The following is a 25,345-nucleotide window of genomic DNA, read 5'->3' on the forward strand; positions in this document are numbered from 1 at the left end:
CCTCAGTCCGCCAGCGGCATGCCGAAGTCAGGCTGGCCGCGCTCGCCGGACACCCAGCGATACACCTCCAGCACCTGCTCCGCCTTCGCCTTCCACGTGAAGTGCTTGAAGATGCGCGCCCGCGCGCGCTCGCCCATGGGGCCAATCACGGACGGATCCGCGACCAGCTTCTCCAGGACTCCGCGCACGCGCTCGACGATCTCCTGCGGCGTGCCCATGGGGATGGCGAAGCCCGTGGACGGACTGACGATCTCTCCCGGACCGCCGTAGTCCATCACGATGGGCACCAGCCCCAGCGCCATCGCCTCCGCCACCACCGCGCCGCCGAACTCGCGCACGCTCGGGAAACCGAAGATGTGGTTCTTCGACAGGCGGCCCTGCAGCTCCTGGTGCTTCACCCAGCCCGCGAACGTCACGCCGTTCTCCAGGCCGCTCCTCGCCACCTGCGCGCGCAGGTTCTGCATCTCCGCGCCGTCGCCGATGAGCTCCACCTGCACCTTGCCCTCACGCACCAGCGGCGCCGCCGCGTCGATGAGCATCGCCATGCCCTTGTACGGCACGAAGCGCCCCACGAACGCCACCCGCAGCGGCTCACCCGGCTTCGGCGGCTCCGCCTTCGACGAACCGAAGCGCCGCACGTCGATGGCGTTCTCCGGGATGTAGACCACCTTGTCCTGGTACTCCCGCGACAGCTGCGCCCGCGTCGCCCGCGAGCCCATCATCAGCGCCGCCGCGTTCTGCCGCGTCGACTTGTAGAAGGGCATCAGCTTGTAGACGTCCCGGATGTAGCTCAGCCACTCGCGCTCACGCACGCGCGCGTCCCCGAAGCCCTTGGGCCACGGCAGGCCGCCGTTCATGGGGCCCATGATGAAGGGCACCCCGGCGTCCGCGCACCGCGCCGCCAACGTGCTGGGCGTCGTGGGGCTGATGGGCGTGTAGCGGTGCACCACGTCGAATTCCTTCGCGCGGATGCGGTCCCCGAAGCGCCGCCAGAGCAGCTCCTCGAAGTAGTAGTACGGCAGCACGCTCAGCGCCGTGGCCGTCGTCCAGCCCACGCCCGCCTTGCCGCGCAGCACCTCGCCCACCTTCTCCAGCGGGCGCTCCACCGGCGTGGAGTCCAGGGCCGTGAAGTCCCTCCCCTCCACCAGCCCCTGCTTGAGGATGTTCTCGCGGTTGCGGACCTGGGTGACCAGGTGCACATCCGCCACCTCGGCGAGCGCCCTTGCCAGGGACCAGCCTTCCAGGGGGACGCTCACCCAGTCTGGGTTGCACAGCTCAGCAATCAGGAGGACGCGGGGTCGGGTGCCAGCCATACGCCTTCCGCATCTATCCCAACACGGGCCCGGGATATAGCCTCCCCCCCGCTCGAATGGCCTTCAAACCCTCGCCCGCCGCCTGGCTCCAGTACATCGTCATGGTCGTGGGCCTGGGCGCCGTCACCCTGGGTGCGGCCGCCGTGGGTAACGGGGACCCCATCGTCACCCTGGCACCCGTGCTGGCGCTCACCGTGGGGTGGGTCATCATCAAGGTGCCGCTGCGCTACCTGGCCATCACGGTGCTCTACCTGGTGCTCGCGGTGGACTACACACCCGAGCGCCCCCAGTCGATGTTCTGGCCGTCGCCGCTCTTCCCGCTGGGCAAGCTGCTCTTCACGCAGATGCATGAGCTGGTGGGCATTGGCGCCCTGCGCTTCCCGCTCATCGACGGGCTCATCATCGGCTCCATTGGCATCGGCATCTACCGGCGGGCCACGAAGTCCAAGATTGATCCACCGGTGGTGCCCATCCCCCGGCCGCTGGCGGTGGTGCTGGCGATTTCGTTCTTCTCCATCATGTGGATGGAGGTGTGGGGCATCGCGCGGGGCGGGGACATCAAGAACTCGCTCTGGCAGTGGCACCAGGCCGCGGTGCTCCCGCTGGTGGGGATGATGTACCACTACAGCCTGCGCGGGCCGGAGGACTGGCCCCTGGTGGCGAAGACCATCATCGCGGCGGCGCTGACCAAGTCCGCGGTGAGCACCTACTTCGCGCTCGTCATCGTGCCGGCCCAGCACCTGGAGGTGGAGTACACCACCTGCCACTCGGACTCGATGACGTTCATCTTCGCCATCAGCGTGTGCATCATGCGCTGGCTGGAGCGGCCCAAGTCCGGCCACGCCATCCGAGGCCTCCTCATCATCATCCTGGTGTTCATCGGGATGTTCTTCAACGACCGCCGGCTCGCGTACGTGAGCCTCGTGGGCGGGCTGGCCGCGGCGTACTTCTTCAACCCGTGGACGCCGCTGAAGAAGTTCATCACGCGCGGGCTCATCGCGTGCTCACCGCTGCTGGTCGTGTACTTCCTGGTGGGGTGGAGCTCCAACAGCAGCGTGTTCAAGCCGGTGGCGACCTTCCGCTCCATCATCGAGGGTCAGCACGCCGAAGGAGAGCTGGACTACCGCGACATCGAGAACCTCAACCTCATCGCCACATGGAACACGAACCCCGTGTTCGGCACGGGCTACGGGCACGAGTTCCTGGAGCCCTACCCGCTGCCCAACATCGCGTTCGTGTTCCCCACGTACCGCTTCCACCCGCACAACTCACTGTTGGGCCTGCTGGCCTTCGGCGGGTGGTTCGGGTTCACGGGCGTGTGGATGTACCTGGTGGTGACGGTGTACCTGGCGGCGCGCTCGTACCATCGAGCGTACGCGGCGGAACATCGAACCGCGTGCCTGCTCATCGTGGGCGTGGTGGCGTCCTACCTGAACCAGGTATTCGGAGACATGGGCATCATCTCGTACATCTGCACGTTCCAGGTCGCGGTGTGCTCGGTGCTCGCGGGCAAGCTGGCCATGGTCACCGGCGCGTGGCCGTGGCCGCAGCGGGAGAAGGTGCTGGGCCTGACACGCGCGACGCCGGATGAGGCGCCGCCCTCGGGTGCGACGGCGGCCTAGCGCTGGATGGAGAGGATGCGCCACTGGCGCGTGTCGATGGCGTACGTGGCGCTCGCGTCCGTCACGGGCCCTTCGGAGTTGCAGACGTCCTGCCGGGGCACGAAGCGCACGAACATCACGCCCTCCGGGCCGGGCGCCGTCCACACGTCGAAGGAGTCCCGCCGGTAGAGGCACAGCTCGTCCGCGGTCGCGCCCTTGTGCGGCTTCACATCCAGCGGACGGAAGTCATCCATCGCCAGCTGCGTCGCCACCGCCACCATGGCGGGCGTCTGCGTGCGTCCCTCCGCGGGCAGATCCAACGGGAACTGGAAGCGGGCCATCTCCTCGTCGGAGGCGCGGGGCGGACGGATGGGCCGCGCGAAGAGCACGCAGCCGGAGAGGGGCAACGCCAGCAGCGCCACCAGCCCGCGCTTCACCCACACCCGCCGCGATGACGAACCCTGGCGCCCCATCTAGTCCTCCACGGGCGTGATGAAGCCCGTGTCCTTGTCCGCTTCATGGATGTACCCGATGAGCTTCCACGCCTTGCCCTGCCGCAGATAGACCTCACCCGGACGCTGTTCGCCCTTGTACGGGACCAGCTTCGTCACCGTGCATCCTGCATCAAATTGGACTCGCAGGGTCCAACGTTGTGACTGACCCCAGCGGTCCTCCTGTGACATTCCCGACGGGAACCAGGGGTGGCTGTGGAAGTCCGCCAGCGTGGAGGGCAGGCCCCGGTCGTCCTTCACCACGCTGGGCACGCTGCAGCTCTTGCGGCGCAGATCCGCGCCCACCAACGTCGTGCGCCCCAGGGGCGAGGGCCAGCTCGCGTAGTACTCCCCGCCGCCCAGCGAATAGATGAGCCCGCAGTACTCCTGGCCGTAGTCCCGCTCCCGGGCCCGCTCCAATGCCATTACCGCCGGACAGAGCTGGTCGATGACCTCGTCCACGTCCACGGAAGGCTGGATGGCGGGCCACGGGCCCTTCACCCAGACCCTGGCGCCCCGCTGGCCGAAGAAGACCTCCCTGCCGCTCTGGAAGTAGGACGTGCCGGCGCAGCCGACGAGCAGCGCCACGCCCACGCTCCATGCATTCCGTCCGCGCATCCCGTCTCGCCACCCTGAAGAGGGGAACCGGGAAAACGCATAACACGGCCTAAACAACAAAACCAGGATTCAAGGCAAACCTCACCCGGTGCGGGCGCGGAGCTCGGCGGCCTCGGCAGCGGCGGCGGTCAGGTGCTCCAGCTCCAGGTCGATGTGCTTCGCCTGCGGGATGGCGCGGCGGACCTCCGCTTCGATGGCGTCGATCTCCTCGCTCAGGGTGCGGATGAGGTGCCGGGCCGCGTCCGTCAACGCGCGCTCGCGCTCCGCGCCCACCGGGGGCAGCCCCTGCGCGGGCAGGGCCTCCGCCAGCCGGGCCGCCACGAAGGACTCGCTGAAGCGCAGCTCCGCCTTGAACTGGTAGGACTCCGGGGTGAGCTGCCGCGTCTTCACGTCGTGCAGGTCCGCCAGGCTTACGCGCGCGCGCAGCAGCTCCTCGAAGCGCTGCTCCACGTCCGCGGGCACCGACCGGCCGAGCAACAGCTCCCGGTTCGCCACCATCAGGTAGATGGCGATGAGCCCCAGCAGCACGCCCACCGTGAGCGACGCCAGCGCGTCCCACAGCGGGTTGCCCGTCACGTGCGCCAGCGCGATGCCCGCCGTCGCCAGCACCAGGCCCAGCACCGCCGCGCCGTCCTCCAACAGGATGGCCACCGACGCCGGGTCGGCCTTCGTCCGCACGAAGCGGAAGAAGGGCTCGCCCGCGGCCTGCTTGAGGAGCCCGCGCACCGCGAACAGCAGCACGCCGCCCTCGATGAGGAACGACAGCCCCAGCACCCCGAACGTCACCGGACCCGTCTCCGCCACGTGCGGGTGAAGGAGCGACTGGATGCCGTGGTAGACGGTCACGCCGCAGCCCACGAAGAAGATGCCGGACGCGGACAGGATGCCGAAGATGAAGCGCTCGCCTCCGTAGCCGTACGGGTGCGAGTCGTCCTCCACGCGCGCCGCCCGCTTCAATCCCAGGAACAACAACACCTGGTTGCCCGTATCCGCCGCCGAGTGGATCGCCTCCGACAACATCGCCCCCGACCCCGACAGGAGGAAGGCGATGAACTTGATGAACGTGACCAACACGTTGCCGGACAGCGCGGCGATGACGGCCTTGAGCGACGAAGCAGGAGCGGACATGGAGGTGCTAAACCTACCATGGGGCGCCCTCCCGCCCGTCCGCCCCACGCCCGACCCTTGTCCTTCCGCGTCATCACCGCTGGACAGCCTCCGCCCAGGGTGATTGTTTGCCCTCAAATTACATAGAGATTGGGAGAGCGCCGTGCGCCGTTTCGTGCCGCCGTGGATGTGGATGTTGCTGCTGTTGGGGCCCGTGGGGGCCTTCGCGCTGAACGCGGGGCTGCCGCCGCCTCCGCCGGAGGTGGACCGGAGCACGCCCACGGCGACGGCGGCGGGGTTCCTGGACGCGGCGCATGCTCGGGACGGGCTGCGGGCGCCGCACTACCTGGACCTGTCGCGGCTGCCTCCGGAGACGCAGGCGGAGGAGGGGCTGAAGCTGGCGCGGCGGCTGGTGGTGGTGATGGACCGGACGCTGTGGCTGGACTTCGCGCGCATCGGCAAGGAGCCGGCGGGCCCCGGGGAGCGCGCCCGCCGCGAGGTGCTGGGCCAGGTGGCCACGACGCGAGGCCCCCAGGACATCGTGCTGGAGCGCGTGGACGCGGAAGGAGGCCCGGTGTGGGTCTTCAGCGCGGACACGGTGGGCGCCATCGACACGCTGTTCCAGGAGCACGGGTCGCCGCTCCTGGAGATGCTGCCGCCCGTGTTCTTCACGCGTCCGCTGTGGGTGCTGGAGGCGTGGCAGTGGCTGGGGCTGGCGGTCGTGCTCGTGGGGGCGTGGGCGCTGGGGCGGCTGGGCGAGGCGGTGACGCTGCGGGTGGGCGCTCGCGCCGCGGGGCTGACGAAGTCCGGGTGGGATGACGAGCTGCTCGCCGCCGGGAAGGGGAGCATCCGCTTCGTGCTGGCGGGCGTGCTGGTGGCGGCGGGGGCGCGGTTCCTCAAGCTGCCCCCGCCGGCGCAGGAGACGGTGGACCTGGCGGCGCGCTCGGTGGTCATCGTGGCGGTGGCGCTGTTCGTGCTGCGCTTCCTCACCCGGGCCGCGCGCTTCCTGGAGACCAAGGTCGCGCAGTCGCCGGAGGGCACGGACGTGGCGCGGGTGCGCGGCCTGCGCACGCAGTTGGCCATCCTGCGGCGCGTGGTGGAGGTGGCGGTGGTGCTGGTGGCCGCGTCGCTGCTGCTCCTCCAGTTCGAGGCGGTGCGCAACGTGGGCGTGTCGCTGCTGGCGTCCGCGGGCATCGCGGGCCTGGCCATTGGCCTTGCTGCGCAGAAGTCGCTGTCCACGCTGTTCGCGGGCATCCAGCTGTCCATCACGCAGCCCATGCGCATTGGCGACACGGTCATCATCGAGAACGAGTGGGGGTGGATCGAGGAGATCACCCTCACCTACGTCGTGGTGAAGGTGTGGGACCTGCGCCGGCTGGTCATCCCCATCACGCAGTTCCTGGAGAAGCCGTTCCAGAACTGGAGCAAGGTGTCGCCGGAGATATTGGGCACGGCGGAGCTGTACGTGGACTTCCGCACGGACGTGCCCGCGGTGCGCGCGGAGCTCAAGCGCGTCCTGGAGCAGGAGTCCAACGGGCTGTGGGACGGCAAGGTGCAGGGGCTCCAGGTGACGGACCTGAGCGAGCGCACCATGAAGCTGCGCGCCCTGGTGAGCGCGGCGGATTCGGGCAAGGCGTTCGAACTGCGCTGCGTGGTGCGAGAGAAGCTGGTGGCCTACCTCCAGGCCCAGCCGCACGGACTGCCACTGCTGCGCGCGGAGGCCACGCCCCTGCCCTTCCCGGAGGAGAAGGCCGCGGGACCGGCGCTGCTGGCCGCGAGAGCGGGCAACACCTGAGGCCTCAGTGCCACGTGCCCACGGAGAGCCGGCGCTCCTCCGCGATGGGCTGGAGCCGCTCGCGCAGCTGTTCGCGCACCTGGTGGAGCCACCAGCCCACCGTGCCCGTGGAGCGGCCCACCTGGGCGCCGATGCTCACGTAGGAGCGCCCCTGCGCGCGCAGGTGGAACACTTCCCGCTGCTGCGGCGGGAGGCGCTCCACCGCTTCGCGCAGGTCCTTCTCCTGGATGAAGGTCCAGAGTTCGCCGCCCTCGGACTCCTCGGGGTCGTCCGCGAGCACCGTCACCCAGCCCGCGTTCACCGCCTTGCGCTGCTCCGCGCGGTGGTGGCGCAGCAGGCTGATGGCCCGCGTGTTGATGACCCGCCCCGTCCATGCACGGAAGGCCTCCGGCCCCTGAAGGTGCAGCCGCTCCTTCCACGCCTCGTCCAGCGCGTGCTGCACCAGGTCCTCCGCGTCCGCAGCATTCCCCAGGATGCGCTGGGCGTGCTTCAAGAGCCCTGAACGGAATTGGATGACCAGCGCCGCGAACGTCTGCATCTCTTTGTCAGCCATGGAAGTGCCCCCCGAGCTCCGTTTCCGCGCGGGCCCATGATGACAAAGCCTTCCAATACGGTCATGGCATTCTTTACCCGGATTACCCAGAGTGTCTGGAAATCCTATCCCACCCGGCCATTTCCGCCTCCAACGTCCCGAATGCATCCAGTGTCTGTCTTTTGGATGTCCATCCAGGGCAGGTGCACATGGGTTTCCGACAGAAGCGCGCCGGGGTGATCAGCAGTCGTCATCCGCGCGGAGACTCACGACGAAGGCCCTCCGGGGCGATTGACCCTGGGGCAAAACGCCCCGGTGTAGCGAGGCCCTCGGGCGGATGGGGCAGAACGCCCCGGCCCGATGCATGAAACACACGTGAAACACGGCAGGGTTCTTGCTGACACGCCTCCCATGCTCGAATCACGGCGCCCGGAGTCGGCAGTCCGCGACGTGCTTCCCTACCGGAAGCCGAAGCTGGGACGGGACTACTGGATCAAGGACAACGCGCTGCCCAACGCGCTGGAGGTCTACGAGCGCAACCTGGCCCGCGAGGACTGGACCATGGGCGCTCCGTGGCGGCCCGAAATCTGGCCCGGCATCCGCGCCCCCCACGCGCTCACGCCCGCGGAGCTGGCCCCCATCGAGCAGTGGATCCGCGAACAGGCCGGCGTGCGCGCCCTCAAGCAGGAGTCTCCCGCGCAGGGCTCGCTGTCCCACAACCACGTGCAGCTCGTGGGGGAGAAGGAGTCCACCGCGAAGCCGCACGTGGACTCGCTGGCGCTGTGCGACTTCGCGGGCGTCATCTACCTGCACCCGAAGCCGCCCGTGAGACACGTGGGCACGTCCTTCTACCGGCTGCGCATGCCCGGCGGCGGCCTGGGCGGCAACACCTGCCCTCCCGGCTGCGTCAACCTCACCCAGGCCTTCGGCGTAACGAAGCTGCCCTCGAACGCGTGGGCTCAGGACCTGGAGGTGGAGAACGTCTTCAACCGCCTCATCGTCTACCGAGCCGACTTCGTGCACTCGGCGACCGCGTACTTCGGGCAGGGCGACAAGCGGACCAAGCGCGCCACCGCCCTGTTCTTCTGGAAGGCCGTGCGCTGAAGGCTACGCGAGCATCCGCGCCAGCATGTCCGCGCTGCGCTCGCTGCTGAACTGCTCCTCCACCTTGCGGCGGCCGGCCTCGCCCAGCCGCACCGCTTCGGCCGGGTCACGCGCCAGCTTCTCCAGCTTCTCCGCCAGCACGGCGGGCGCCTGCGGCGGCACCAGCACGCCGTCCACGCCGTCGTCCACCAGCTCCTTCACGCCACCCGCGCCCGTCACCACCACCGGCGCGCGCATCGCCATGGCCTCCATGATGGCCACGCCCAGCGGCTCCTGGAGGCTCGCCAGCGCGAAGAGGTGCGAGCGCTGGATGCCGTCCTTCACCACGTCCTCGCTCACCGCGCCCAGCAGCGTCACCGCGTCCGTGAGGCCGTCCTGCGCGAGCTTCGCCTCCAGCACCTTGCGGTACGTGGTGCCGCCCGCCTCGTCCTCGCCCGCGATGGACAGCCGCGCGTCGATACCCTTCTTGCGCAGCATCCCCACCGCGTCGATGAGGTCCGCGTGCCCCTTGCACGGGTTCAGCCGGCCACACGAGAACAGCCGCAGCGGGCCCTCGCCGGACCACGGCTCATAGGCCACCGTGCGCTGGAAGCGCGACAGCTCCACGCCCATGGGCGCCAGCTCGATGCGGTCCGGCAGGCTCCCCGCCAGCTCCTGGCGCACTTCGCCCAACAGCTTCTTCGTGATGACGAAGGCGAACTTCGCGTGCCGCCACTTCTCCCGCTGGTTCGGCCCGTAGTCGTCCAGCGGCCCGTGCAGCGTCATGCTGTACGTGAGCCCCGACAACAGGTGCGCGAACATGGCCACGTGCGCCGCGTTGGCGCAGGAGTGCACGTGCACGTGCGTCCAGCCGCGCTCGCGCGCCAGCGACGCCAGCCGGCCACCCATCACCGCGAACGCCACCAGCTGCGCGCGGCCCTTCGCGTCCAGGCCCTCCGCCCTCGCGATGGAGGCCAGCACCCGCGCCCAGCCCGTGGGCATGGACCGGGCAATCTCCAGCGCGGCCCGCAGCACGCCCAGGGGCGGCGGCGGCGCCAGGTACTCCGTGCGCGACATGGCCTCGCGTGCCCAGCTGTGGCTGATGATGCGCGCGGGCGGCGGACGGGTGGACACCAGCTCCGGTGACACGCCCTTCCCCGGCAGCGCCTGCAGCTCGCGCCAGAAGAAGATGTGGGTCTGTCCGGGGAACTCGGGAATCAGGTAGCCGATCTTCTGCACGCCTCTTCCATAACACGCGTTACCCACCAAGGCGGCCACAACACACACGAACACACATAAACTCACACGGACCTTCGAGCAGCCGTGCCCATGCAAGCCAGTGTGATGTGCGGGCACCACTACACATCTGCAGTAGACGGAGTTGACTTTGGACTCAGTCCTCCGCAGAATTCAGGAGTCAGTGCGACCACCTTTTTACAAACTTGACCATGTCAAGCAGTTAATAGGCGCCGACCGCTTTGCCTTCGGTACTGGTCCAGCGTGCATTGGCGCACTTGAGGCTTACCTTTTTGGCGAGCTTTCAAATTACCGTCCCTTTGCTCAAGCTGTCATTGGTGAGCTTAGAATTGATGATTTCTGGCAGTCTCGACGTTGGCCAGAACCTAGCGGCGAATTAGCAGATGAATACGGAATTCGATTGTCTCCTGCTCTGACGAAAGAATTCGAAGTGAAGATTTCTACTTGGTACGTAAAAATCACCGTCCGCAGCAATCGTAAGGGCGAATCTTTGTTTTTTATGTCCTTACATCCCTTGGCCTTCGAAATGAGCCGCAATGGCGGCTTGCTCAAGCCCGAGCGTTAAAGGCAGGAGGAAATCATGGAGGGTTTCACTTGTCCCCAATGCAATATTGGAGACATCGTCATGAGGACGGCTCCCGGCCGTCGAATGCGCTACCGCCATATACCAAACCTTGAACTGCCCTCGAACCTCGCAATACCAACATGCGATCACTGCGGGGAAATGTGGCTTGATTCAGCAACAACAAAAAGCATTGAGGCGGCCATGGAGTCCGCCTATCGCACTGAGCTAGCCAGAAAAGCCGAGACTTCCATTGAGCGCCTCTCTTCTCTAATTCCGCAGAGAGATCTAGAGCGGCTGCTTGGCTTGTCGTCCGGGTGGCTATCTAAAATCAAGAATGGGCGAGATACTTCCGCGCCCATGGCTGCACTTCTCATGATCTTGGCAGAGCATCCTTTCCTGTTAGATGAGATCAGCAGGCGCTGGACTGTTTCCGACAAGCAGGAAGTCGAGAGCATGACCGAGCCTCCGCTGGTAACCGTCAGCGAGAAAACAGGCATTCCACGACTCGCGCTATTCACCACTGTCACACAAGACGTTGACATGGTTGACATAGAGGTAAGCACCGATAACTCCCAAGATGTTTGGGGGTACTTGGCGGCATGACAACCACTTCGGAGAGCACTCAAGCGCTGGTTGCCAAACTCGCTCAGTCCGTAGACTTGGCAGACATAAAAGTCATTGCTTTCAATGCTCGCCTGCTTCGCCCAGCGCCGACATCAAGTAGCCAATTGACAGCCTCTGTCACCAGCAAACTTCAAACAGCTGGTTTGCCTGATGGCTTCGTCGTCGAGTGTCGGTTCAAGTTTCAAGCCAAGTCGAGAGATGACGACAAGATTTTCCTAGACCTAGGCTACAGAATTGGGGCCACCTATCGATTAAGACAGCCATTGCCTTCCACTGAAGTTCTACAAGCGTTCGCAGCGACCAACGGAATGATTCATCTGTGGCCGTATTTCCGAGCTTACGTTCAATCATCATGCGGGGAGCTAGCGGTTCCTGCAGCAATTCTGCCCCCTTTCAGAGTGACTCGAAGCCAATCAGAAGCATCGACCACAAACACCCCCTGAAAGCCATCTCGTCGGCACCAATGGAATTTGGAGATAAGTCCAAGCGCTACTCGGCCATAGGCGTGCCGGCGTTGACTCGACGAAGACACAGAGGCCTCATCGATCGCGTCTTGCCTCAAGGGGAGAAGCGCACGCGGCAGGACAGTGCAGCATGATGGCGGAAGCCTCGTCGGCGACGACCTTAAACGTGGTCCAGTCCGACCGCTCTCTTCAGTTCTTGATAGTCGCGCTCCGCTCACCAGCGCCTGAAGGATCCCCTCATTTAGCGAGTTGATCAGCATACGCTCGCTCGGCAGCTGAGTGCGACGGAGCTGGCAGTCGGGCAAAGAGTGCATCCACCATGAGGCGCAAGGTGGCCATTGACGCAGAGCAGGTGCGGGCGTTCCTGACGGAAGTGTTCGAGGACGACTTGCACGTCAAACGAATCCTGTCCCTGTCGCACGCGACGCTGGGGGCGGTGCAGGCGGCGAGCCTGTCGGTGGCGGCCATCGGCAAGGCCATGGCGTGGGCACGTGGAGAGGACGTCACGTCCAAGCACGCGGTGAAGCAGGTGGACCGACTGCTTTCGAATGGGGGCTTCGACGTGTGGAGGCTCTTCGCGGCCTGGGTGCCCTTCGTGCTGGCGGAGAGGACCGAGGCCGTCATCGCGCTGGACTGGACGGACTTCGAGCAGGACGACCAGGAGACGCTCGTGGCGAGCCTCATCACCCGGCATGGGCGGGCCACTCCGCTCTTGTGGACGACGCTGGTGAAGTCCGCCTCCGCGGGCAACCGGCAACTGGTGGAGGACCAGACGCTTCAGCGACTGCGCGAGGTGATTGCCTCGACCAGGGCCATGAGGCCATCGATCGACTTGCGCATGTCCACCGGCTCCACCGCCAGCACCACGCGCACCGACGCAGGCAGCGCGAACACCCTCTCACCGTCCCAGCGCCGCGACGAGCCGGGCCACGTACGCCACGTCGGTACCGACGGCGAATCGCACCCGCGCTCCGCTCGCGGCCACCACCTCTAGCAGGGACTCCGTCGCCGCGGGCGGCGTCGCCACCTGCACCGGCAAGAGTCTCACCGGCTCGACTCGCTCCGGCGCGCTCCGGCGTGCCCGGTACACCCACGACTGCAACGTGCTCAGCCGCATGCCCCGCGCCAACGCGAACTCCCGCTGCGTCTGCCCGCTCGCCTCGAAGGCCTCCGCGATGCGCGCCCACTCCGGCTTCTCCACCTGCTTCGCCATGCCCGGAAGCGTCCGCCGCGCGCCGCTACCCCGGCAATCCCTCACGGCACGTCGTTGGCCGGACGGGTACGCGGCAAGTGTGAGGAATGGACGATGAGGCTTCCCTGCCTCCAGTGCACAACTGCAAAGTCGGACCAAAGGAAAGTCCGCACCAATTGCCCAATAAAGGAGGGATAGAGGCATGACTCGTCGACATAGAACGACGAGGACGCCCTATTTCGCGCGACAATTGGCGAGGACGCGGCCAATTACTCTGAGGCCAACCATTGTCGACGCCTTCGCGCTACTTACCGGAGAAAGTTCAAACACCCTATCTTCATCCGATAAGGTCTTCTACGCCCCTACTCAGTTATAGAGACTTCAGGTCAGGGGTGTCAGCCGTGACAGCAGACCGGCGGCGCGCTCCTTCGCCTGCCCGCCCGCCCGGGTCATTGGGTCATGACGCCTCATTGCGTTATACCGTGCGCGCTCCCATGTCCGCCGATTCGAGCCCCCCGACGCCCTCCGAGGAGACCCCGCCCGCCAGCGCCGTGCCCTCGCCGGAGCTGTCGCGGTTGTGGTTCGCGCTGGACCGCCGCGCCTGGAACTACCTGGTCGTCGTCCCCGCCCATCCCGGTGCCCCCGCGCAGGACGCGGCCCAGGCCCTGATGGAGGCCGGTGCGCCCTACCCGGAGCCTCCCCTGCGTATGGTGGACGCCACCGGCATCGAGCCCGCCGGCGCCCCGCGCATGGTCCAGGAGGTGCGCCGCCGCGTGGAGCAAGGCGAGCGTGTGGTCGTGGTCATCGACTCGCTCATCACCCACCCGGCGAGCCTCCCGCTGGCCCTGGCCGCGGACACCGCCCTGCTGGTCGTCACCCTGGGCGAGACGGACTTCGGCTCCGCGCAGAAGACCCTCGCCCTGGTGGGCGAGGACCGCTTCGCCGGCAGCGTCACCTTCCCGCGTCCCACGAAGAAGCAGAAGCGCGCCGACGCGGCCAAGAAGAAGAAGCCATGAGCCCTTCCGACTCCCCCGCTGTCCCGGCCCCCCGGCTCAGCGTCGTCATCGCCACGTACAACCGGCTGCCCCTCATCACCCGTCTGCTCCAGCAGCTGGCCGGCCAGACGCTGCCGCCCGAGGAGTTCGAGGTGGTGGTGGTGGACGACGGCTCCGCCTCCGACGTGAAGGGCCCGCTGTCCGAGCTCAAGCTGCCCTACACCCTGCGCGTGGAGGTGCAGCAGAACGCGGGCGCCGCCGCCGCGCGGCACCGGGGCGTGCTGGCCGCTCGGGGCGCCACGGTGCTCGTCACGGATGACGACATGCAGGTGGCCTCCGACTTCCTCGCGCGCCACCTGGCCCACCATCCGCAGGGCTCGCGCAACGTGGTGCTGGGCCGCATCCGGCCGGACCCCGAAATCGGGGAGATGCCCCTCTTCGAGCGCTGGTACGCGCACCTCAACAACCGCATGGCCGAGGAGCTGTCCGTCCCCGGCGTGAAGGCGCACGGCAACCACCTGTACACGGGCAACGTGTCCTTCCCCCGCGCGGACTACGTGGGCGTGGGCGGCTTCGACAAGACGCTGGGCCAGTCAGAAGACGTGGAGCTGGGCGTGCGCCTGGAGAAGGCCGGCTGCGCGTTCCTCTTCGCGCCGGACGCGTACGTGCTGCACGGCAGCGACCACGTCAGCTTCGAGAAGTGGATCCGCCGCGCTCACCGCTACGGCATGTTCGACACCCACGTCTCCGTGAAGCACCCGGACGTGAAGGGCGTGAACCCGTGGCGCCTCTTCTTCGAGACGAACCTGCTCTCGCGCCCGCTGCTCGCCTCCGCGGTGGTGGCCCCTGAGGCGTCGCGCAAGCTGACCGAGGCCGTGGTGAAGGCCTCCAGCGTCGCGGACAAGCTGGGGCTCACGGGCGCCGCGTATGCGGGCACCTCCGTGGCGTACGGCATGGAGTACCTGCGCGGTGCCCGCACGGAGGCCGGCGGATGGGTGGGCGTCGCCAAGGGCCTCGCTCGCTACCTGCAGGGCCGGGGAAATCCCCAAGGATGAAAGCCATGTTCGGAGCCCTCATCTCGGACGCGTTGGAGATGGCCAAGGCGGCCACCGGTACGTCGGACGCGAAGTCCATCGCCAAGGTGGTGCTGACCAGCGACTCGTACCGCATCACCGCGCTCAACCGCGCGCGTGAGGCGGCGCTGGCCTTCCACATCCCGCTGGTGAACCACGTGCTGCGCGTGGCCCAGACGGCGGTGATGGGCATCGAGATCGGCAAGGACGTGACGCTGGGCAAGGGCGTGTACTTCGTGCACAGCCTGGGCGTCGTCATCGGCGGGGACGCGCGCATCGGCGACCGCGTGCGCTTCTACGGCAACAACACCGTCGGCACCGCCAAAGACAACGGCTACCCCACCATCGAGGACGACGTCTGGATTGGCGCGGGCGCTCGCATCCTGGGGCCCGTGCGCATTGGCGCCCGGTCGCGCATTGGCGCGAACGCCGTCGTGCTCCAGGACGTGCCGCCGGACAGCGTCGCGGTGGGCATCCCCGCGCGCATCTTCCCGCGCAAGGACCTGGACGAGGTCCCGCTGTAGCCGTCACACCGTCGTTGGTTGATCCGCTGTGCCGGGTTCGTTCCGGGGGATGCGTTGAAGAAGGTCATGGCAGACAGGACGAAGCACGCGCGGTGGAAGCGGACCGTCATCCTCACCTGCGCGGTGCTGGGCGGCGGCGCGGGCGTGGCGATGGCGCAGCAGAACGCCGCGAAAGACGCCACCACGCAGCCGGCCGCGCAGCCCGCCTCCACGGACGCGGTGGCCGTGTACGACGGGGGCATCCAGGCCGGCTGGAAGGACATCGGCTGGGCGCCTCGCGAGCTTCCCAAGGGCGCGCCCGCGCGCCTGCGGATGTTCAACTACGGCGGGTGGATCCTCTACCGGCCCAAGCTCCCGGGCGCGTACGGCGCGCTGACGTTCCGTTTCACCGCCCCGGAGTCCTACGGCGAGTTCCTGGACGTGCGCCTGGACGCCCCCGGCGCCGCGACGTTCCCGCACGTGCGGATCAGCCCGGAGTTCATCGTCAAGAAGGACCGCGAGTGGGCGGAGGTCGTCGTGCCCATGGAGGTCCTCAACCCGCGCAGTGAGCCCTTCGACCGCCTGGTGCTGCGCGCGTCGAAGGAGGTGGGCCGGGACTGGGTGCTCTTCGACAAGGTGGCCCTGGTGCCGCTGTCTCCGGATGTCGCTGCCGCGCGCGCGGCCGGTGGCGGGCGCATGGGCCGGGGCGACGGGCGCGAGTCGAAGATGATCATCGACTGCTCCGCGCCGTCCAAGCCCATCAGCCCGCTCATCTACGGCATCGCGCTGGACGGCAACAAGGAGACCACGGACACGCACCAGTGGAAGCTGGGCGCCACCATCCGCCGCTGGGGCGGCAACCCCACGTCCCGCTACAACTGGAAGCTGGGCCGCGCGTGGAACACCGGCAACGACTGGTACTTCCGCAACGTGGAGCTGGGCTTCGGCGCGGATGACTTCCTGGAGTCCAACCGGAAGAACAACGTGCAGTCCGCGCTCACGCTGCCGCTCATCGGATGGGTGGCCAAGGACACGTCCGCCGTGGGCTTCCCGGTGTCCACCTTCGGCCCGCAGCAGGCCCAGGACGACACGGAGCCCGCGGGCGGCAACGGCGTGCGCCGCGACGGCACGCCCCTGGTCCCCGCCGCTCCCACGACCACCAGCGTGCAGGCCCCGCCGGAGTTCATCTCCGAGTGGGTGAAGTCGCTCAAGGCCGCCAAGCGCGGCGTGAACATGTACATCCTGGACAACGAGCCCGCCCTCTGGAGCTCCACGCACCGGGACGTGCACCCGGATCCGCTCACCTACGACGAGCTGCTCAAGCGCACCATCGAGTACGGCACCGCCGTGCGGAAGGCGGACCCTGAAGCGGTCATCGCCGGTCCCGCGGAGTGGGGCTGGACGAACTACTTCTGGTCCGCCGCGGACTTCGCCCCCGGCCGCCCGCCGTACACGGACCGCCGCGCGCACGGCGACGTGCCCCTGTTGCCCTGGTACCTGCGCGAGCTGCGCGACCACGAGAAGAAGACCGGCGTGCGCCTGTTGGACGTGGTGGACGTGCACTTCTACCCGCAGACCAACGTGGGCCTGGGCCTGGAGGGCGCCACGGATCCGGACACCAACGCTCGGCGGATCCGCTCCACCCGCGCGCTGTGGGATCCGACCTACAAGGACGAGTCCTGGATCGCCGAGCCCATCCAGCTGATCCCTCGCGTGAAGCAGTGGATCGCGGAGAACTACCCCGGCCGGGGCATGTCCATTGGCGAGTACAACTTCGGCGCCATGAAGCACATGAGCGGGGGCCTGGCGCAGGCGGAGGCCCTGGGCCGCTTCGGACAGCAGGGGCTCACGTCCGCGTTCTTCTGGCAGTACCCCGCGGAGAACAGCCCCACGTTCTGGGCGTTCCGCGCGTACCGCGACTTCGACGGGCGGGGCGGCCGCTTCCAGGACCACGGCCTGTCCACCACCGCGGCGGAGGGCACCAGCCTCTTCGCGTCCCGCGACGCGTCCGGCAAGAAGCTCACCGCCGTGCTGCTCAACTTCGACCCCGAGCAGGCCGCCCAGGCGCAGCTGGAGTTCAAGGGCTGCGGCTCGCTCAACACCGTGCGCGTCATGGGGTACTCGGGCGCGCCGGGCGGTTTCACCGAACAGGCCACCGGCACAAAGGCCGAGCAGGCCCTTTCGCAGCGCCTTCCCCCCTACTCCATCACCGTGCTGGACCTCACGGTGAAGTGAAGACGACGCCTTGACCACCGCACACGCCCCCGCCGCCGCTTCCCCCCGCCCGCGCCTGAACATCGGCCAGCTCACCATCGACCAGCTCACGTTCCCGGAGGCCATCACGGCCATTGGCGAGCTGGTGGACGCGCACCAGGGCGGCTACGTCTTCACCGCCAACGTGGACCACGTCGTCCTGGCGGAGACGAACACGCGCTTCCGCGACGCGTACGCCAAGGCCACCATCTCCGTGGTGGATGGGATGCCCATCGTCTGGGCATCGCGCATGCTGGACGTGTCCCTGCCAGAGCGCATCGCCGGCTCCGACCTCATCCTCCCGCTGGTGAAGCTGGGCGCCGAGCGCAAGTGGCGCATCTTCCTCTTGGGCGCGGGCCCCGGCGTCGCGGAGAAGGTGGGCAAGCAGTTCCAGGCGCAGTACCCCGGCATCGAGGTCGTGGGCTGGGACTCGCCCATGGTGAACCTGGACGCGGGCGACGCGCAGAATGATCCCATCGTCGCGCGCATCCGGGAGATGGATCCGCACCTGCTCTTCGTCGCGCTGGGCAGCCCCAAGCAGGAGGTCTGGATTTCACAGGTGGCCCAGAAGCTGGGGCCCACGGTGGCCATCGGCATTGGCGCGGGGTTCGACTTCATCGCCGGCACCGCCAAGCGCGCCCCCGAGTGGATCGCCAAGGCCGGCTTCGAGTGGCTCTACCGCCTCACCCACGAGCCCAAGCGCCTGTGGCGCCGGTACATCCTCAATGACTCCCAGTTCGGCGTGATTCTCCTGCGCGAGCTGTGGAAGCGCACCCGGGGTTCACAGGAAAGCTGAGTCGCCAGGGACTCGCGCGACTGGCCGTAGGTCCCTGATTTCTAAGGCTGGGGCGCTTTGCCCCTCCCTGGACAGTTACAGCCAAACTTGAGTATTCTATCCCCGCACGCCTTTCGCGGGGTGCTTCTTCCAGCCGGACGCGGGTTTCGGATCACCGGGGCGCCGAGGTGAGGCGCGGGTGGACGAACCGGGGTGTGCGCTGGAAGAGGGACTGCTCCTCGCGTCCGGGTGTGCCCACCCGTAGGCCCCTGGACGTCCCCTCATGTCATCAGCCGTATCCCGTTCGTCGCCCCGTTGGGCGGCGCGACTCGTCATGTTCGCGGTGATGGTGTTGTCGGCCTTCAGCCTGCCGGCCGCCGCCGCCACCAACACGGAGGCCACGCAGAAGGCCATCCAGTTCCTGAGCGCGGACGTGGCCAACTGGACCACGCACGAGAACTGCATCGCGTGCCACCGCCAGGGCGCGGCGGTGTTCGGCCTGTCGAGCGCCAAGGCCAATGGCTACAACATGGCGCAGACGGCGAGCAACGGGCGCACGCTCCAGCAGAACCTGGACGCCATCACGGCGCGCATCAAGACGGACCAGCTGCCTTCCGGTCACTGGCTGTATCAGGGGTCCTCGTTCCCGAACTCCAAGACGGGCTGGGCGTCGTTCGGCCTGGCGGGCTTCGACCAGTACGTGTCCACGCAGTACAGCAGCGCGCTGGTGATGGCGGCCAACTGGGCGCTGGGCACGCAGCAGTCCAGCGGCCGGTGGAACGAGGACCACGACGGCTCGCCGGTGAACCACGGCAACGTGCCCATCACCGCGCGCTACATCGTGACGCTGGCGCAGGCGAAGCAGCGCGTGGACCCGGCGAAGGCGGCGCAGTACCAGGCGGCCATCGACAAGGCGGCCGCGTACCTGCGGGCCAACATCAACACGGCCACCACGGGCGTCTTCGACGACGGCATGCCGTACACGTTCCAGAAGTCGTGGGCCATCGTGGGCCTGAAGGCCGCGGGGCCGGGCGCGAATGGCGTGAACACCACCACCATCCAGACGCTGGCGAACCAGCTCATCGCGATGCCCGCGGTGAGCGGCAAGGGCTGGGGCCGCCTGCCGACGGGCGCGTCCGACGACTTCGCCACGGGCATCGCCGTGTACTCGCTGTGCCTGGCGGGCAAGGAGCCGGCGAGCAACACGCGCCTGTTCAATGCGATTGAGTGGCTGAAGACGAAGCAGGCGGCGGACGGAGGCTGGGAGCCTGGGTCGGCGGCGCGGGACATCCCGACGACGTTCGCGTCGCTGGGCCTGGCGTGCTTCGGCGACTTCAGCGTGGAGGTGTCCGTGGTGGGCGAGGACACGAAGATGTTCTCCATCCCCAACCCGGAGCCGAAGGAGACGACCTACACGCTCAAGGTGAAGAACCACGGCTACCAGGCGGACACGTACACGCTGAGCACCACGGGCGGCCTGCCCGGCTGGACGGCCACGCTGAGCCGCCCCACGGTGTTCCTGGCCGCCGGCGCGGAGTCCACCGTGACGGTGACGGTGCGCGCCCCCGCGAACCTGCTGCCGTCGCTGCTGTCGGAGGTCACGGTGACGGCGGCCTCGGGTGGCGCGGTGGGTGTGTCTGCGTCGGCTCGCGTGCGGACGTACACGCCGCCGGAGCCCCCGGTGACGGGCGTGGCGACGACGACCACGATTCTCTCTCCGGCGGCGAACGCGAGCGTGACCATTGGCAATCAGGCGACCTTGTCCGCGCGGGTGCGGAATGCGTCGACCAATGCCGTGGTGACGGGGTCGCAGAAGGGCGTGGTCACGTTCTTCGTGGCGGGCGTGGCGATTGGCGCGGATGACGACGCGGACGGCGACGGCGTGTTCTCCCTCAATTGGACCATCGCGACGGACACGTGGTCCGCCACGGGCGCGCAGGACTACCGCGCGGTGTACTCCGGCGTGACGTTGCAGCCGGCCAGCCAGAACCTGCTGGGCAGCACGGCGGCGCAGACGCTGGTCATCAATCCCTATCCGTACACGACGCCGGAGGTCATCATGGGCAACCAGCCCGCGTTCCTCCGCGAGACGACGCTGAACGCGTGGGGCTTCGTGAAGCCGGCCACCAACGGCGCGTTCATCACCTACGCGGCGTTCATCGTGAATGGCGGCGCGCCGGTGGTGGTGAACCCCGAGCTGAGCGGCGGTCTGGTCTACATGCCGGTGGAGCTGGTGGAAGGGCCGAACATCATCCAGCTCACGGGCCGCGACAACCTGGGCGGTGTCACGACGAAGCAGATCAACCTGACGGTGGACCGCGTGCCGCCGGTCATCACCATCCAGTCGCCGGTGAACGGCCAGGTGGTGGGTGGGCTGGTGGATGTCATCAGCCAGATTGACGAGCAGACGCCGACGCGCGTGGAGACGCAGTGGGTGAACACCACGCTGCTGGAGTTCGGCACCGGTTCGGTGACGCACCCGGTGAGCCTGCCGAACTTCGGCGAGCAGGGCATCCTGGTGCGCGCCACGGACTCCGCGAACAACGTGACGGAAGCCGTGGTGCATGTGTTCGTGGATTCGGGCACGCCCACGGTGACGACGGACACGGCGGACGGGGCCACGTTCGGGCCTCGCGCGAACAATGCGCTGCCGTATGTGATTCGCGTGTCTTCCGTGTCCGCGACGACGGTGAAGCTGGGCAGCCAGCAGTTCCAGCTGCCGCGCGGCGGCGGTGAAATCCAGACGTCGGTGACGCTGGCGTCGGGCGTGAACACGCTGACCATCGACGCGACGAACGAGGCGGGCCGCACGACGCGCGTGACGCGCACGGTGCGCTACGACACGCAGGCGCCCACGGCGACGCTGGTGACGCCGGCTCCGGGCAGCACGGTGGGTGGCGTGGTGACGCTGACGGCGCGGGTGACGGATGCGCTGAGCAGCATCAAGAACGTGGCGTTCACGCGGGACGGGTCGGGCATCCGCGCCGGCACGCTCCAGTCGAACGGCACGTGGACCGCGGAGCTGGACACGCGCGAGCTGCTGGATGGCACGCACACGGTGGACGTGTGGATGACGGACGCGGTGGACAACTTCGTCATCCAGAGCTTCAGCTTCACGGTGAAGAACAACTAGCCGTCTGCCATTGACGGCGGTGCCCCTTCGGGGCGGGAGGTCCTCACGGGCCTTCCGCCCCGTTGTCTTTGGGGCGCATGCTGCACGGCATGCGTGCACACAGCAGGGCCGGCGTGTGGATGTTGTTGTTCGTGCTGCTCACGGGCTGCGCCAGCGGGCCCACGGTGCGGCTGCGCACGGAGCGGGGGACGCGGACGTACGCCCCGGTGACGTGGGACCGGCGCGTGCCGGTCAGTGCTCGGGAGTTCGAGGAGTCGCTGGCGCGGCTGGTGCTGGAGGTGCCGCTGACGGTGCGCTCACCCAGGGTGGTGCGCGCGGTCGCGAAGAAGGGGGCGCAGCTGGACCTCGGGCTCGGGTTCATGCTGCGGGACGGGTACGGGCGGTGGTGCCGGGCGCATGAGGCTCCGGGGGACTGTCTGTCCTTGCTGGAGGATGGGGCGGGTTTCGGTGAACTGGACCGGCTGACGCTCGCGGTGGGCATGTCGCTGGACCCCTTGCGCGCGAGTATTGGAGCCGCGCTGCAGGACACGCTGAATCCGGAGTTCTTCGTGTCCGTGGTTTCGGGAGCGATTGCGTCCTGGGTGGTGTTGGCGGCGGCGCCGGAGCCCCTGTTCACCAAGGCCGCGGCGGTGATTGCCGCCGTGTTCCTGGCGTACGTGGGCGTGCAGTCGTTCCTCACGGTGGTGCGCGCGTGCGGTGCGCTGAAGGATGCGACGGACCGGGCGCAGACGTTCCAGGAGTTGGAGGAGGCGGCGGAGGTCTTCGCGCAAGCGCTGGGACCGGAGGTGGCGCGCGTCTTCGTGCTCGCGGTGACGGTGCTGGTGAGTCACGGCGTAACGGTGGGGCTTTCATCCGCGCTCTCGTTGATGCCGCGCTTCCCGGACGCGGTGCGACTGGGCTCGACGCAGGCGGGCTTCAACCCGGCACGCGTGCTGGATGTGAGCGCGGTGGCGGTGGTGGACGGAGTGGTGGAGGTGACGCTCGCGTCCACGGCGGTGGCCATGGCCACGATGGGCCCGCCTCTTCCGAGTAGCGCAGGAGGCCCAGGCAAGTGGGTGCAGGTGAATGAGTCGATGTCCGACCGTGCTCGCGACTATCAGGCCCAGGTGACTGGAGCACCGAAGGGCTCCGCGTACCGGCTCAAGAGTGGAGACGATGAGGTCGACTTCGACGGCTACGACCTGGTCGACGATTTGTTGCTGGAGGCCAAGGGCCCGGGCTACGCGAAGTTCCTTGAGAATGATGCGCAGATGAAGAAGTTCTTCACTGGGTTCAATGGACTTCGCGCTCAGGCCCAGCGCCAGGTGGCAATGGCAGGAGGAAAGCGCATCCGCTGGATCGTGGCGGAGAAACCATTCGCGGATTTCCTCCGTGCGGCCTTCAGCCGTCTCCGTTTCAAGATTGAAGTCGCCTACATCCCTCCACGTCCTCCCGCCCCCTGAGGAGTCCTAGCCATGACCGAGACGTACTACGCGGGTTGCTACTGGCTGGCCCGCCCCGAACCGGTGGAGGACTGCGCCCGGCACCTTGAAGCCTTCCTTCGGGAGCTCGGCCCGCTCGAGCCTTCATGGAGCCGCTGGCATGAAGCGGCTGACTCGTACGAAGAGGCTCGAAGACTTCAGGTCCAGACGGATGCACCGACACTGACGAAACTCCTCGGCCGGAAGCGCAATCGGTCTCTCGACAGTTCCAACTTCTGGCTCTGGGCGGGCGAGAACGAGGATGAGACCTCCGCGGTCAATGGCTTCTGCGGGGGATCCTCCCCCCATGTGAACTCGGTCTGTGTCCTGGAACCGCCGGCCCGAGGCCCGGTCGCGGAGCGGGTGCTGACCGCGCCCGTCCTGACCCGCGTGGTGCGTGCCATGGCGCTCGCATGGCAACCCGAGTTCGCCCTGGCGACCTCTGAACAGCACCGGGACCTCGTGGCAGCGTCCCCTTCCGACACCCACGTCGGCTGGGTCACCTACCTCGCCGACTTCCGCGGCCCCGTGCCCCCGCTGCCCTCCTCCGTCCAGGTGGAGCACATCCCGGACCGGGGCACGCTCATCACCCTCACTCAGGAGAAGTTCAGCGTCTCCAACCCCGCCCACGTCGCCCTCGCCGCCGACGTCCAGGCGCGCCTCCAGGCGGCGGGGCTGCTCACCCCGCTTCGCCCCTGGGGCACCTGAGCCGCGTCAGCGCCGCCCGGCCTTCGCGAACCTTCGCAGCAGCGCCTCGTGCGCCGGGTGGCGGGCCACCATCGCCTCCGCCTCCGGCAACTCGAAGTCCGCGAACTCGAACCCCGGCGACACCGTGCAGCCCACCAGCGTGTACGCGCCCAGCGGCTCCGCCGCCTGCAGCACGCCCGCCGGCACCAGCACCTGCGGCTGATGGCCCTGCGTCACGTCCCGCCCCAACACCGGGGACTCCAGCCGGCCGTCCTCGTGCACCAGGTGCAACGCCATCGGCTCCCCGTCGTGGAAGAGCCACAGCTCGTCCGCGCCCACCACCCGGTGCCACGCGGAGAACTCCCCCCGCTGCAACAAGTAGTAGATGGCCGTCCCCGCGGACCTGCGCCCTCGCAGCGTCTGCACCTGGAACGCCGCCCGGTAGGTCTCCCGGTAGTAGCCGCCCTCCGGATGGGGCTTGAGGTCCAGCCTCCTCACCAGCTCTTCAACCATGGTGGGCACAGTCTAACGCCACGCCCCCTCAGGGCTTCTTCTTCTGCTGCTGCATCGCGGACGCCACCAGGTTCATCAGCTTCAGCTGCACCGGCGTCAGCCGCCGCAGGTTGCGCATCAACCGCCGCATCTCCGGCACGTCCTCCTCCGTCCGCACCCGGGGCTTCTCCTTCGGCGGCGGCGCCGCGAACTCCTCCCCCAACCCCAGCAGGTCGTGCGGCGGGATGTTCAGGACGACGCACAGACGGCGCAGGTTCTGCACGCTCGGCAGCATGTGGCCCCGCTCCAGCCGGCCATACACCTCAGACGCCATGCCGATGCGGTCAGCCACGTCCGCCTGCGTCAGACCCAGCTTCACCCGCACATTCCGTGCCGCCGAGCCGAGGATTCCCGCCAGTTCCGTGTCCATGCCCTTGTCCCGGGTGCGAAGCGCCTCCATGGCACCGGGCGCTGGGCATAACCCTGAAGGTCGGGTCATGTCACCTTACCTCTGGCGTTTTTTCCGCCTCCCCCATCCGACCCGGGACGTCCCCCAAAACCTCCCGGTCCGCCCTCTCAGGGGGTGGGCTCGGGCACGGGTGCGCGCCGGCGCTCGGCCGCGGTGAAGAGCAGGGCCATGGGCAGCCCCAGGAACACCGCGTGCCACACAATCTGGAGGAACTGCGGAACGCTCAGGAACCAGGGGAAGTAGCCGCGCGCCAGCAGTTGGAAGTCCACCAGCCACACGAAGATGCCGAAGAGCATCCCCACCGCCGCCTGGAACTCCCAGCGCCCCCGCCCGTCCAACGGCAGCATCGCGTCCAGCAGCGCGTACACCACGCCCCAGCCCGCCGAGATGACCAGGTGCACCCCCAGCCCCACCGCCACCGCCACCGCCGTGGACACCTGCGGCGTGAAGGCCGGCGGCCCCAGCACCATCGCCGCGCTCATCCGCACCGGCACGAGCGGCCCTTCTCCCGCCGCCACCGCCAACGCCGTCTGCGCCAGCGCCAGCAACACGCCCGCCGCCAGGCCAAACAACAGCCCGTTCGTCAGCGACCAGGGAGTGGGGGTCCTCCGTGCCATGGTGTGCCTCCTCGGGGGCGTGCGGGCGCCGGAAGCGGCCCCGTCCCTTCAAGGCTGCGCACCCCGCGCGGAAGGGGGCAGCCACCTCGCCCCCCGGGCCCGCCCCAGCCCCACCCGAACGGACGGCCAGGGGCCCCTTCACCCCCCTGCCGGGCCTGCCGTACGGCCAGTCATTTCTTCCCCTACGATTGGGTCGAGTCCGTAACTTCTTCAGACGTCGCGGCCGACCCACCGTGAAAGTGCCCG

At 68.0% G+C, this 25,345-nt stretch carries 24 protein-coding genes; 14 read left to right on the forward strand and 10 right to left on the reverse strand.

All coding sequences use genetic code 11. The annotated features are described in order from the left end of the window. Positions 1-2: 2 nt before the first annotated feature. Entirely contained in the window at positions 3-1,313 is a 1,311-nt protein-coding gene (gene epsH / locus D7X30_RS20445; RefSeq protein WP_120564623.1) for an exopolysaccharide biosynthesis glycosyltransferase EpsH, read from the reverse strand. A gap of 56 nt (positions 1,314-1,369) precedes the next feature. On the opposite strand from epsH, the gene wzy reads away from it, so the two are divergent. Further along, positions 1,370-2,935, forward strand: a complete 1,566-nt coding sequence (gene wzy, locus D7X30_RS20450) for an exopolysaccharide repeat unit polymerase (protein WP_120564624.1) — start codon at positions 1,370-1,372, stop codon at positions 2,933-2,935. Here wzy and D7X30_RS20455 read toward each other — a convergent pair. The 3 genes from D7X30_RS20455 to D7X30_RS20465 form a co-directional block, all read right to left on the reverse strand. Next, a complete protein-coding gene (locus D7X30_RS20455) occupies positions 2,932-3,387 on the reverse strand; it encodes a hypothetical protein (RefSeq protein WP_120564625.1) in 456 nt (151 codons plus the stop codon). The genes wzy and D7X30_RS20455 overlap by 4 nt on opposite strands. Then, on the reverse strand, positions 3,388-4,023 hold the full coding sequence (locus D7X30_RS20460; RefSeq protein ID WP_120564626.1) for a hypothetical protein: 636 nt from the start codon (positions 4,021-4,023) through the stop codon (positions 3,388-3,390). Positions 4,024-4,104: 81 nt separating this feature from the next. Beyond that, on the reverse strand, positions 4,105-5,151 hold the full coding sequence (locus tag D7X30_RS20465) for a cation diffusion facilitator family transporter (RefSeq protein ID WP_120564627.1): 1,047 nt from the start codon (positions 5,149-5,151) through the stop codon (positions 4,105-4,107). A gap of 166 nt (positions 5,152-5,317) precedes the next feature. Here D7X30_RS20465 and D7X30_RS20470 point away from each other — a divergent pair, with 166 nt between their 5' ends. Next, positions 5,318-6,925, forward strand: a complete 1,608-nt coding sequence (locus tag D7X30_RS20470) for a mechanosensitive ion channel family protein (protein ID WP_120564628.1) — start codon at positions 5,318-5,320, stop codon at positions 6,923-6,925. Between the two features lie 4 nt (positions 6,926-6,929). Here the strand turns inward: D7X30_RS20470 and D7X30_RS20475 are convergent, their stop codons facing one another. Then, positions 6,930-7,478 (reverse strand): RNA polymerase sigma factor, encoded by a 549-nt coding sequence (locus D7X30_RS20475; protein WP_158619307.1) that lies wholly within the window; start codon positions 7,476-7,478, stop codon positions 6,930-6,932. Between the two features lie 429 nt (positions 7,479-7,907). Here D7X30_RS20475 and D7X30_RS20480 point away from each other — a divergent pair, with 429 nt between their 5' ends. Continuing rightward, positions 7,908-8,561: a DUF6445 family protein gene (locus D7X30_RS20480; protein WP_233591681.1), complete on the forward strand. Its 654-nt coding sequence runs from the start codon at positions 7,908-7,910 to the stop codon at positions 8,559-8,561. 3 nt (positions 8,562-8,564) lie between these two features. Here D7X30_RS20480 and epsE read toward each other — a convergent pair whose 3' ends face one another. Further along, positions 8,565-9,779 (reverse strand): exopolysaccharide biosynthesis GT4 family glycosyltransferase EpsE, encoded by a 1,215-nt coding sequence (gene epsE, locus D7X30_RS20485; RefSeq protein WP_120564631.1) that lies wholly within the window; start codon positions 9,777-9,779, stop codon positions 8,565-8,567. A gap of 181 nt (positions 9,780-9,960) precedes the next feature. Between epsE and D7X30_RS41680 the strand changes: the two genes are divergently transcribed. The 3 genes from D7X30_RS41680 to D7X30_RS20495 all read left to right on the forward strand — a co-directional run bounded on the left by D7X30_RS41680 (position 9,961) and on the right by D7X30_RS20495 (position 12,444). Next, positions 9,961-10,362, forward strand: coding sequence for a type II toxin-antitoxin system MqsR family toxin (locus tag D7X30_RS41680; RefSeq protein WP_147443252.1), 402 nt, complete (start codon positions 9,961-9,963; stop codon positions 10,360-10,362). Between the two features lie 15 nt (positions 10,363-10,377). Then, a complete protein-coding gene (locus D7X30_RS41685; protein WP_147443253.1) occupies positions 10,378-10,965 on the forward strand; it encodes a hypothetical protein in 588 nt (195 codons plus the stop codon). Positions 10,966-11,769: 804 nt separating this feature from the next. After that, a complete protein-coding gene (locus D7X30_RS20495; protein ID WP_199724454.1) occupies positions 11,770-12,444 on the forward strand; it encodes a hypothetical protein in 675 nt (224 codons plus the stop codon). On the opposite strand, the gene D7X30_RS42350 is transcribed toward D7X30_RS20495, so the two are convergent. Next, complete coding sequence (locus tag D7X30_RS42350) at positions 12,349-12,663, reverse strand: IS66 family insertion sequence element accessory protein TnpB (RefSeq protein ID WP_199724456.1); 315 nt, start codon at positions 12,661-12,663, stop codon at positions 12,349-12,351. The two genes, D7X30_RS20495 and D7X30_RS42350, sit on opposite strands and share 96 nt — an antisense overlap. Positions 12,664-13,136: 473 nt before the next feature. Here D7X30_RS42350 and D7X30_RS20505 point away from each other — a divergent pair, with 473 nt between their 5' ends. The 8 genes from D7X30_RS20505 to D7X30_RS20540 all read left to right on the forward strand — a co-directional run bounded on the left by D7X30_RS20505 (position 13,137) and on the right by D7X30_RS20540 (position 23,542). Continuing rightward, positions 13,137-13,658, forward strand: coding sequence for a hypothetical protein (locus D7X30_RS20505; RefSeq protein ID WP_233591682.1), 522 nt, complete (start codon positions 13,137-13,139; stop codon positions 13,656-13,658). Further along, positions 13,655-14,692, forward strand: coding sequence for an exopolysaccharide biosynthesis glycosyltransferase EpsD (gene epsD / locus D7X30_RS20510; protein ID WP_120564634.1), 1,038 nt, complete (start codon positions 13,655-13,657; stop codon positions 14,690-14,692). The genes D7X30_RS20505 and epsD overlap by 4 nt, the downstream gene beginning before the upstream one ends. Positions 14,693-14,697: 5 nt before the next feature. Continuing rightward, positions 14,698-15,234: a serine O-acetyltransferase EpsC gene (gene epsC, locus D7X30_RS20515; protein ID WP_014400828.1), complete on the forward strand. Its 537-nt coding sequence runs from the start codon at positions 14,698-14,700 to the stop codon at positions 15,232-15,234. A 66-nt stretch (positions 15,235-15,300) separates the two neighbouring features. Beyond that, positions 15,301-17,448: a GH44 family glycoside hydrolase EpsB gene (gene epsB / locus D7X30_RS20520; protein ID WP_120564635.1), complete on the forward strand. Its 2,148-nt coding sequence runs from the start codon at positions 15,301-15,303 to the stop codon at positions 17,446-17,448. A gap of 10 nt (positions 17,449-17,458) precedes the next feature. Next, positions 17,459-18,262: an exopolysaccharide biosynthesis glycosyltransferase EpsA gene (epsA, locus tag D7X30_RS20525; protein ID WP_120564636.1), complete on the forward strand. Its 804-nt coding sequence runs from the start codon at positions 17,459-17,461 to the stop codon at positions 18,260-18,262. A 262-nt stretch (positions 18,263-18,524) separates the two neighbouring features. Beyond that, a complete protein-coding gene (locus D7X30_RS20530; RefSeq protein ID WP_120564637.1) occupies positions 18,525-21,374 on the forward strand; it encodes an Ig-like domain-containing protein in 2,850 nt (949 codons plus the stop codon). Between the two features lie 89 nt (positions 21,375-21,463). Continuing rightward, positions 21,464-22,816 (forward strand): restriction endonuclease fold toxin 5 domain-containing protein, encoded by a 1,353-nt coding sequence (locus tag D7X30_RS20535; RefSeq protein WP_120564777.1) that lies wholly within the window; start codon positions 21,464-21,466, stop codon positions 22,814-22,816. Positions 22,817-22,828: 12 nt separating this feature from the next. After that, positions 22,829-23,542, forward strand: a complete 714-nt coding sequence (locus D7X30_RS20540; protein WP_120564638.1) for an immunity 52 family protein — start codon at positions 22,829-22,831, stop codon at positions 23,540-23,542. A gap of 6 nt (positions 23,543-23,548) precedes the next feature. Here D7X30_RS20540 and D7X30_RS20545 read toward each other — a convergent pair whose 3' ends face one another. From D7X30_RS20545 to D7X30_RS20555, 3 genes are all read right to left on the reverse strand, one after another. Then, the gene (locus tag D7X30_RS20545) at positions 23,549-24,034 is read right to left on the reverse strand and encodes a cupin domain-containing protein (protein ID WP_120564639.1); all 486 of its coding nucleotides are present in this window, start codon (positions 24,032-24,034) and stop codon (positions 23,549-23,551) included. Positions 24,035-24,062: 28 nt separating this feature from the next. After that, a complete protein-coding gene (locus tag D7X30_RS20550) occupies positions 24,063-24,443 on the reverse strand; it encodes a helix-turn-helix domain-containing protein (RefSeq protein WP_120564778.1) in 381 nt (126 codons plus the stop codon). 146 nt (positions 24,444-24,589) lie between these two features. Further along, entirely contained in the window at positions 24,590-25,099 is a 510-nt protein-coding gene (locus D7X30_RS20555; RefSeq protein WP_120564640.1) for a hypothetical protein, read from the reverse strand. Between the last annotated feature and the right edge of the window lie 246 nt (positions 25,100-25,345).

The sequence above is a fragment of the Corallococcus sp. AB011P genome (assembly GCF_003611605.1).
Taxonomy (GTDB): domain Bacteria; phylum Myxococcota; class Myxococcia; order Myxococcales; family Myxococcaceae; genus Corallococcus; species Corallococcus coralloides.

Excerpts from the sequence above, each read along its gene's own strand:
- epsH (WP_120564623.1), bottom strand. The coding sequence starts at position 1,313 with ATGGCTGGCACCCGACCCCGCGTCCTCCTGATTGCTGAGCTGTGCAAC.
- wzy (WP_120564624.1), top strand. The coding sequence starts at position 1,370 with ATGGCCTTCAAACCCTCGCCCGCCGCCTGGCTCCAGTACATCGTCATG.
- D7X30_RS20455 (WP_120564625.1), bottom strand. The coding sequence starts at position 3,387 with ATGGGGCGCCAGGGTTCGTCATCGCGGCGGGTGTGGGTGAAGCGCGGG.
- D7X30_RS20460 (WP_120564626.1), bottom strand. The coding sequence starts at position 4,023 with ATGCGCGGACGGAATGCATGGAGCGTGGGCGTGGCGCTGCTCGTCGGC.
- D7X30_RS20465 (WP_120564627.1), bottom strand. The coding sequence starts at position 5,151 with ATGTCCGCTCCTGCTTCGTCGCTCAAGGCCGTCATCGCCGCGCTGTCC.
- D7X30_RS20470 (WP_120564628.1), top strand. The coding sequence starts at position 5,318 with ATGTGGATGTTGCTGCTGTTGGGGCCCGTGGGGGCCTTCGCGCTGAAC.
- D7X30_RS20475 (WP_158619307.1), bottom strand. The coding sequence starts at position 7,478 with ATGGCTGACAAAGAGATGCAGACGTTCGCGGCGCTGGTCATCCAATTC.
- D7X30_RS41685 (WP_147443253.1), top strand. The coding sequence starts at position 10,378 with ATGGAGGGTTTCACTTGTCCCCAATGCAATATTGGAGACATCGTCATG.
- D7X30_RS20495 (WP_199724454.1), top strand. The coding sequence starts at position 11,770 with ATGAGGCGCAAGGTGGCCATTGACGCAGAGCAGGTGCGGGCGTTCCTG.
- D7X30_RS42350 (WP_199724456.1), bottom strand. The coding sequence starts at position 12,663 with ATGGCGAAGCAGGTGGAGAAGCCGGAGTGGGCGCGCATCGCGGAGGCC.
- D7X30_RS20505 (WP_233591682.1), top strand. The coding sequence starts at position 13,137 with ATGTCCGCCGATTCGAGCCCCCCGACGCCCTCCGAGGAGACCCCGCCC.
- epsD (WP_120564634.1), top strand. The coding sequence starts at position 13,655 with ATGAGCCCTTCCGACTCCCCCGCTGTCCCGGCCCCCCGGCTCAGCGTC.
- epsC (WP_014400828.1), top strand. The coding sequence starts at position 14,698 with ATGTTCGGAGCCCTCATCTCGGACGCGTTGGAGATGGCCAAGGCGGCC.
- epsB (WP_120564635.1), top strand. The coding sequence starts at position 15,301 with ATGGCAGACAGGACGAAGCACGCGCGGTGGAAGCGGACCGTCATCCTC.
- D7X30_RS20530 (WP_120564637.1), top strand. The coding sequence starts at position 18,525 with ATGTCATCAGCCGTATCCCGTTCGTCGCCCCGTTGGGCGGCGCGACTC.
- D7X30_RS20535 (WP_120564777.1), top strand. The coding sequence starts at position 21,464 with ATGCGTGCACACAGCAGGGCCGGCGTGTGGATGTTGTTGTTCGTGCTG.
- D7X30_RS20540 (WP_120564638.1), top strand. The coding sequence starts at position 22,829 with ATGACCGAGACGTACTACGCGGGTTGCTACTGGCTGGCCCGCCCCGAA.
- D7X30_RS20545 (WP_120564639.1), bottom strand. The coding sequence starts at position 24,034 with ATGGTTGAAGAGCTGGTGAGGAGGCTGGACCTCAAGCCCCATCCGGAG.
- D7X30_RS20550 (WP_120564778.1), bottom strand. The coding sequence starts at position 24,443 with ATGGACACGGAACTGGCGGGAATCCTCGGCTCGGCGGCACGGAATGTG.
- D7X30_RS20555 (WP_120564640.1), bottom strand. The coding sequence starts at position 25,099 with ATGGCACGGAGGACCCCCACTCCCTGGTCGCTGACGAACGGGCTGTTG.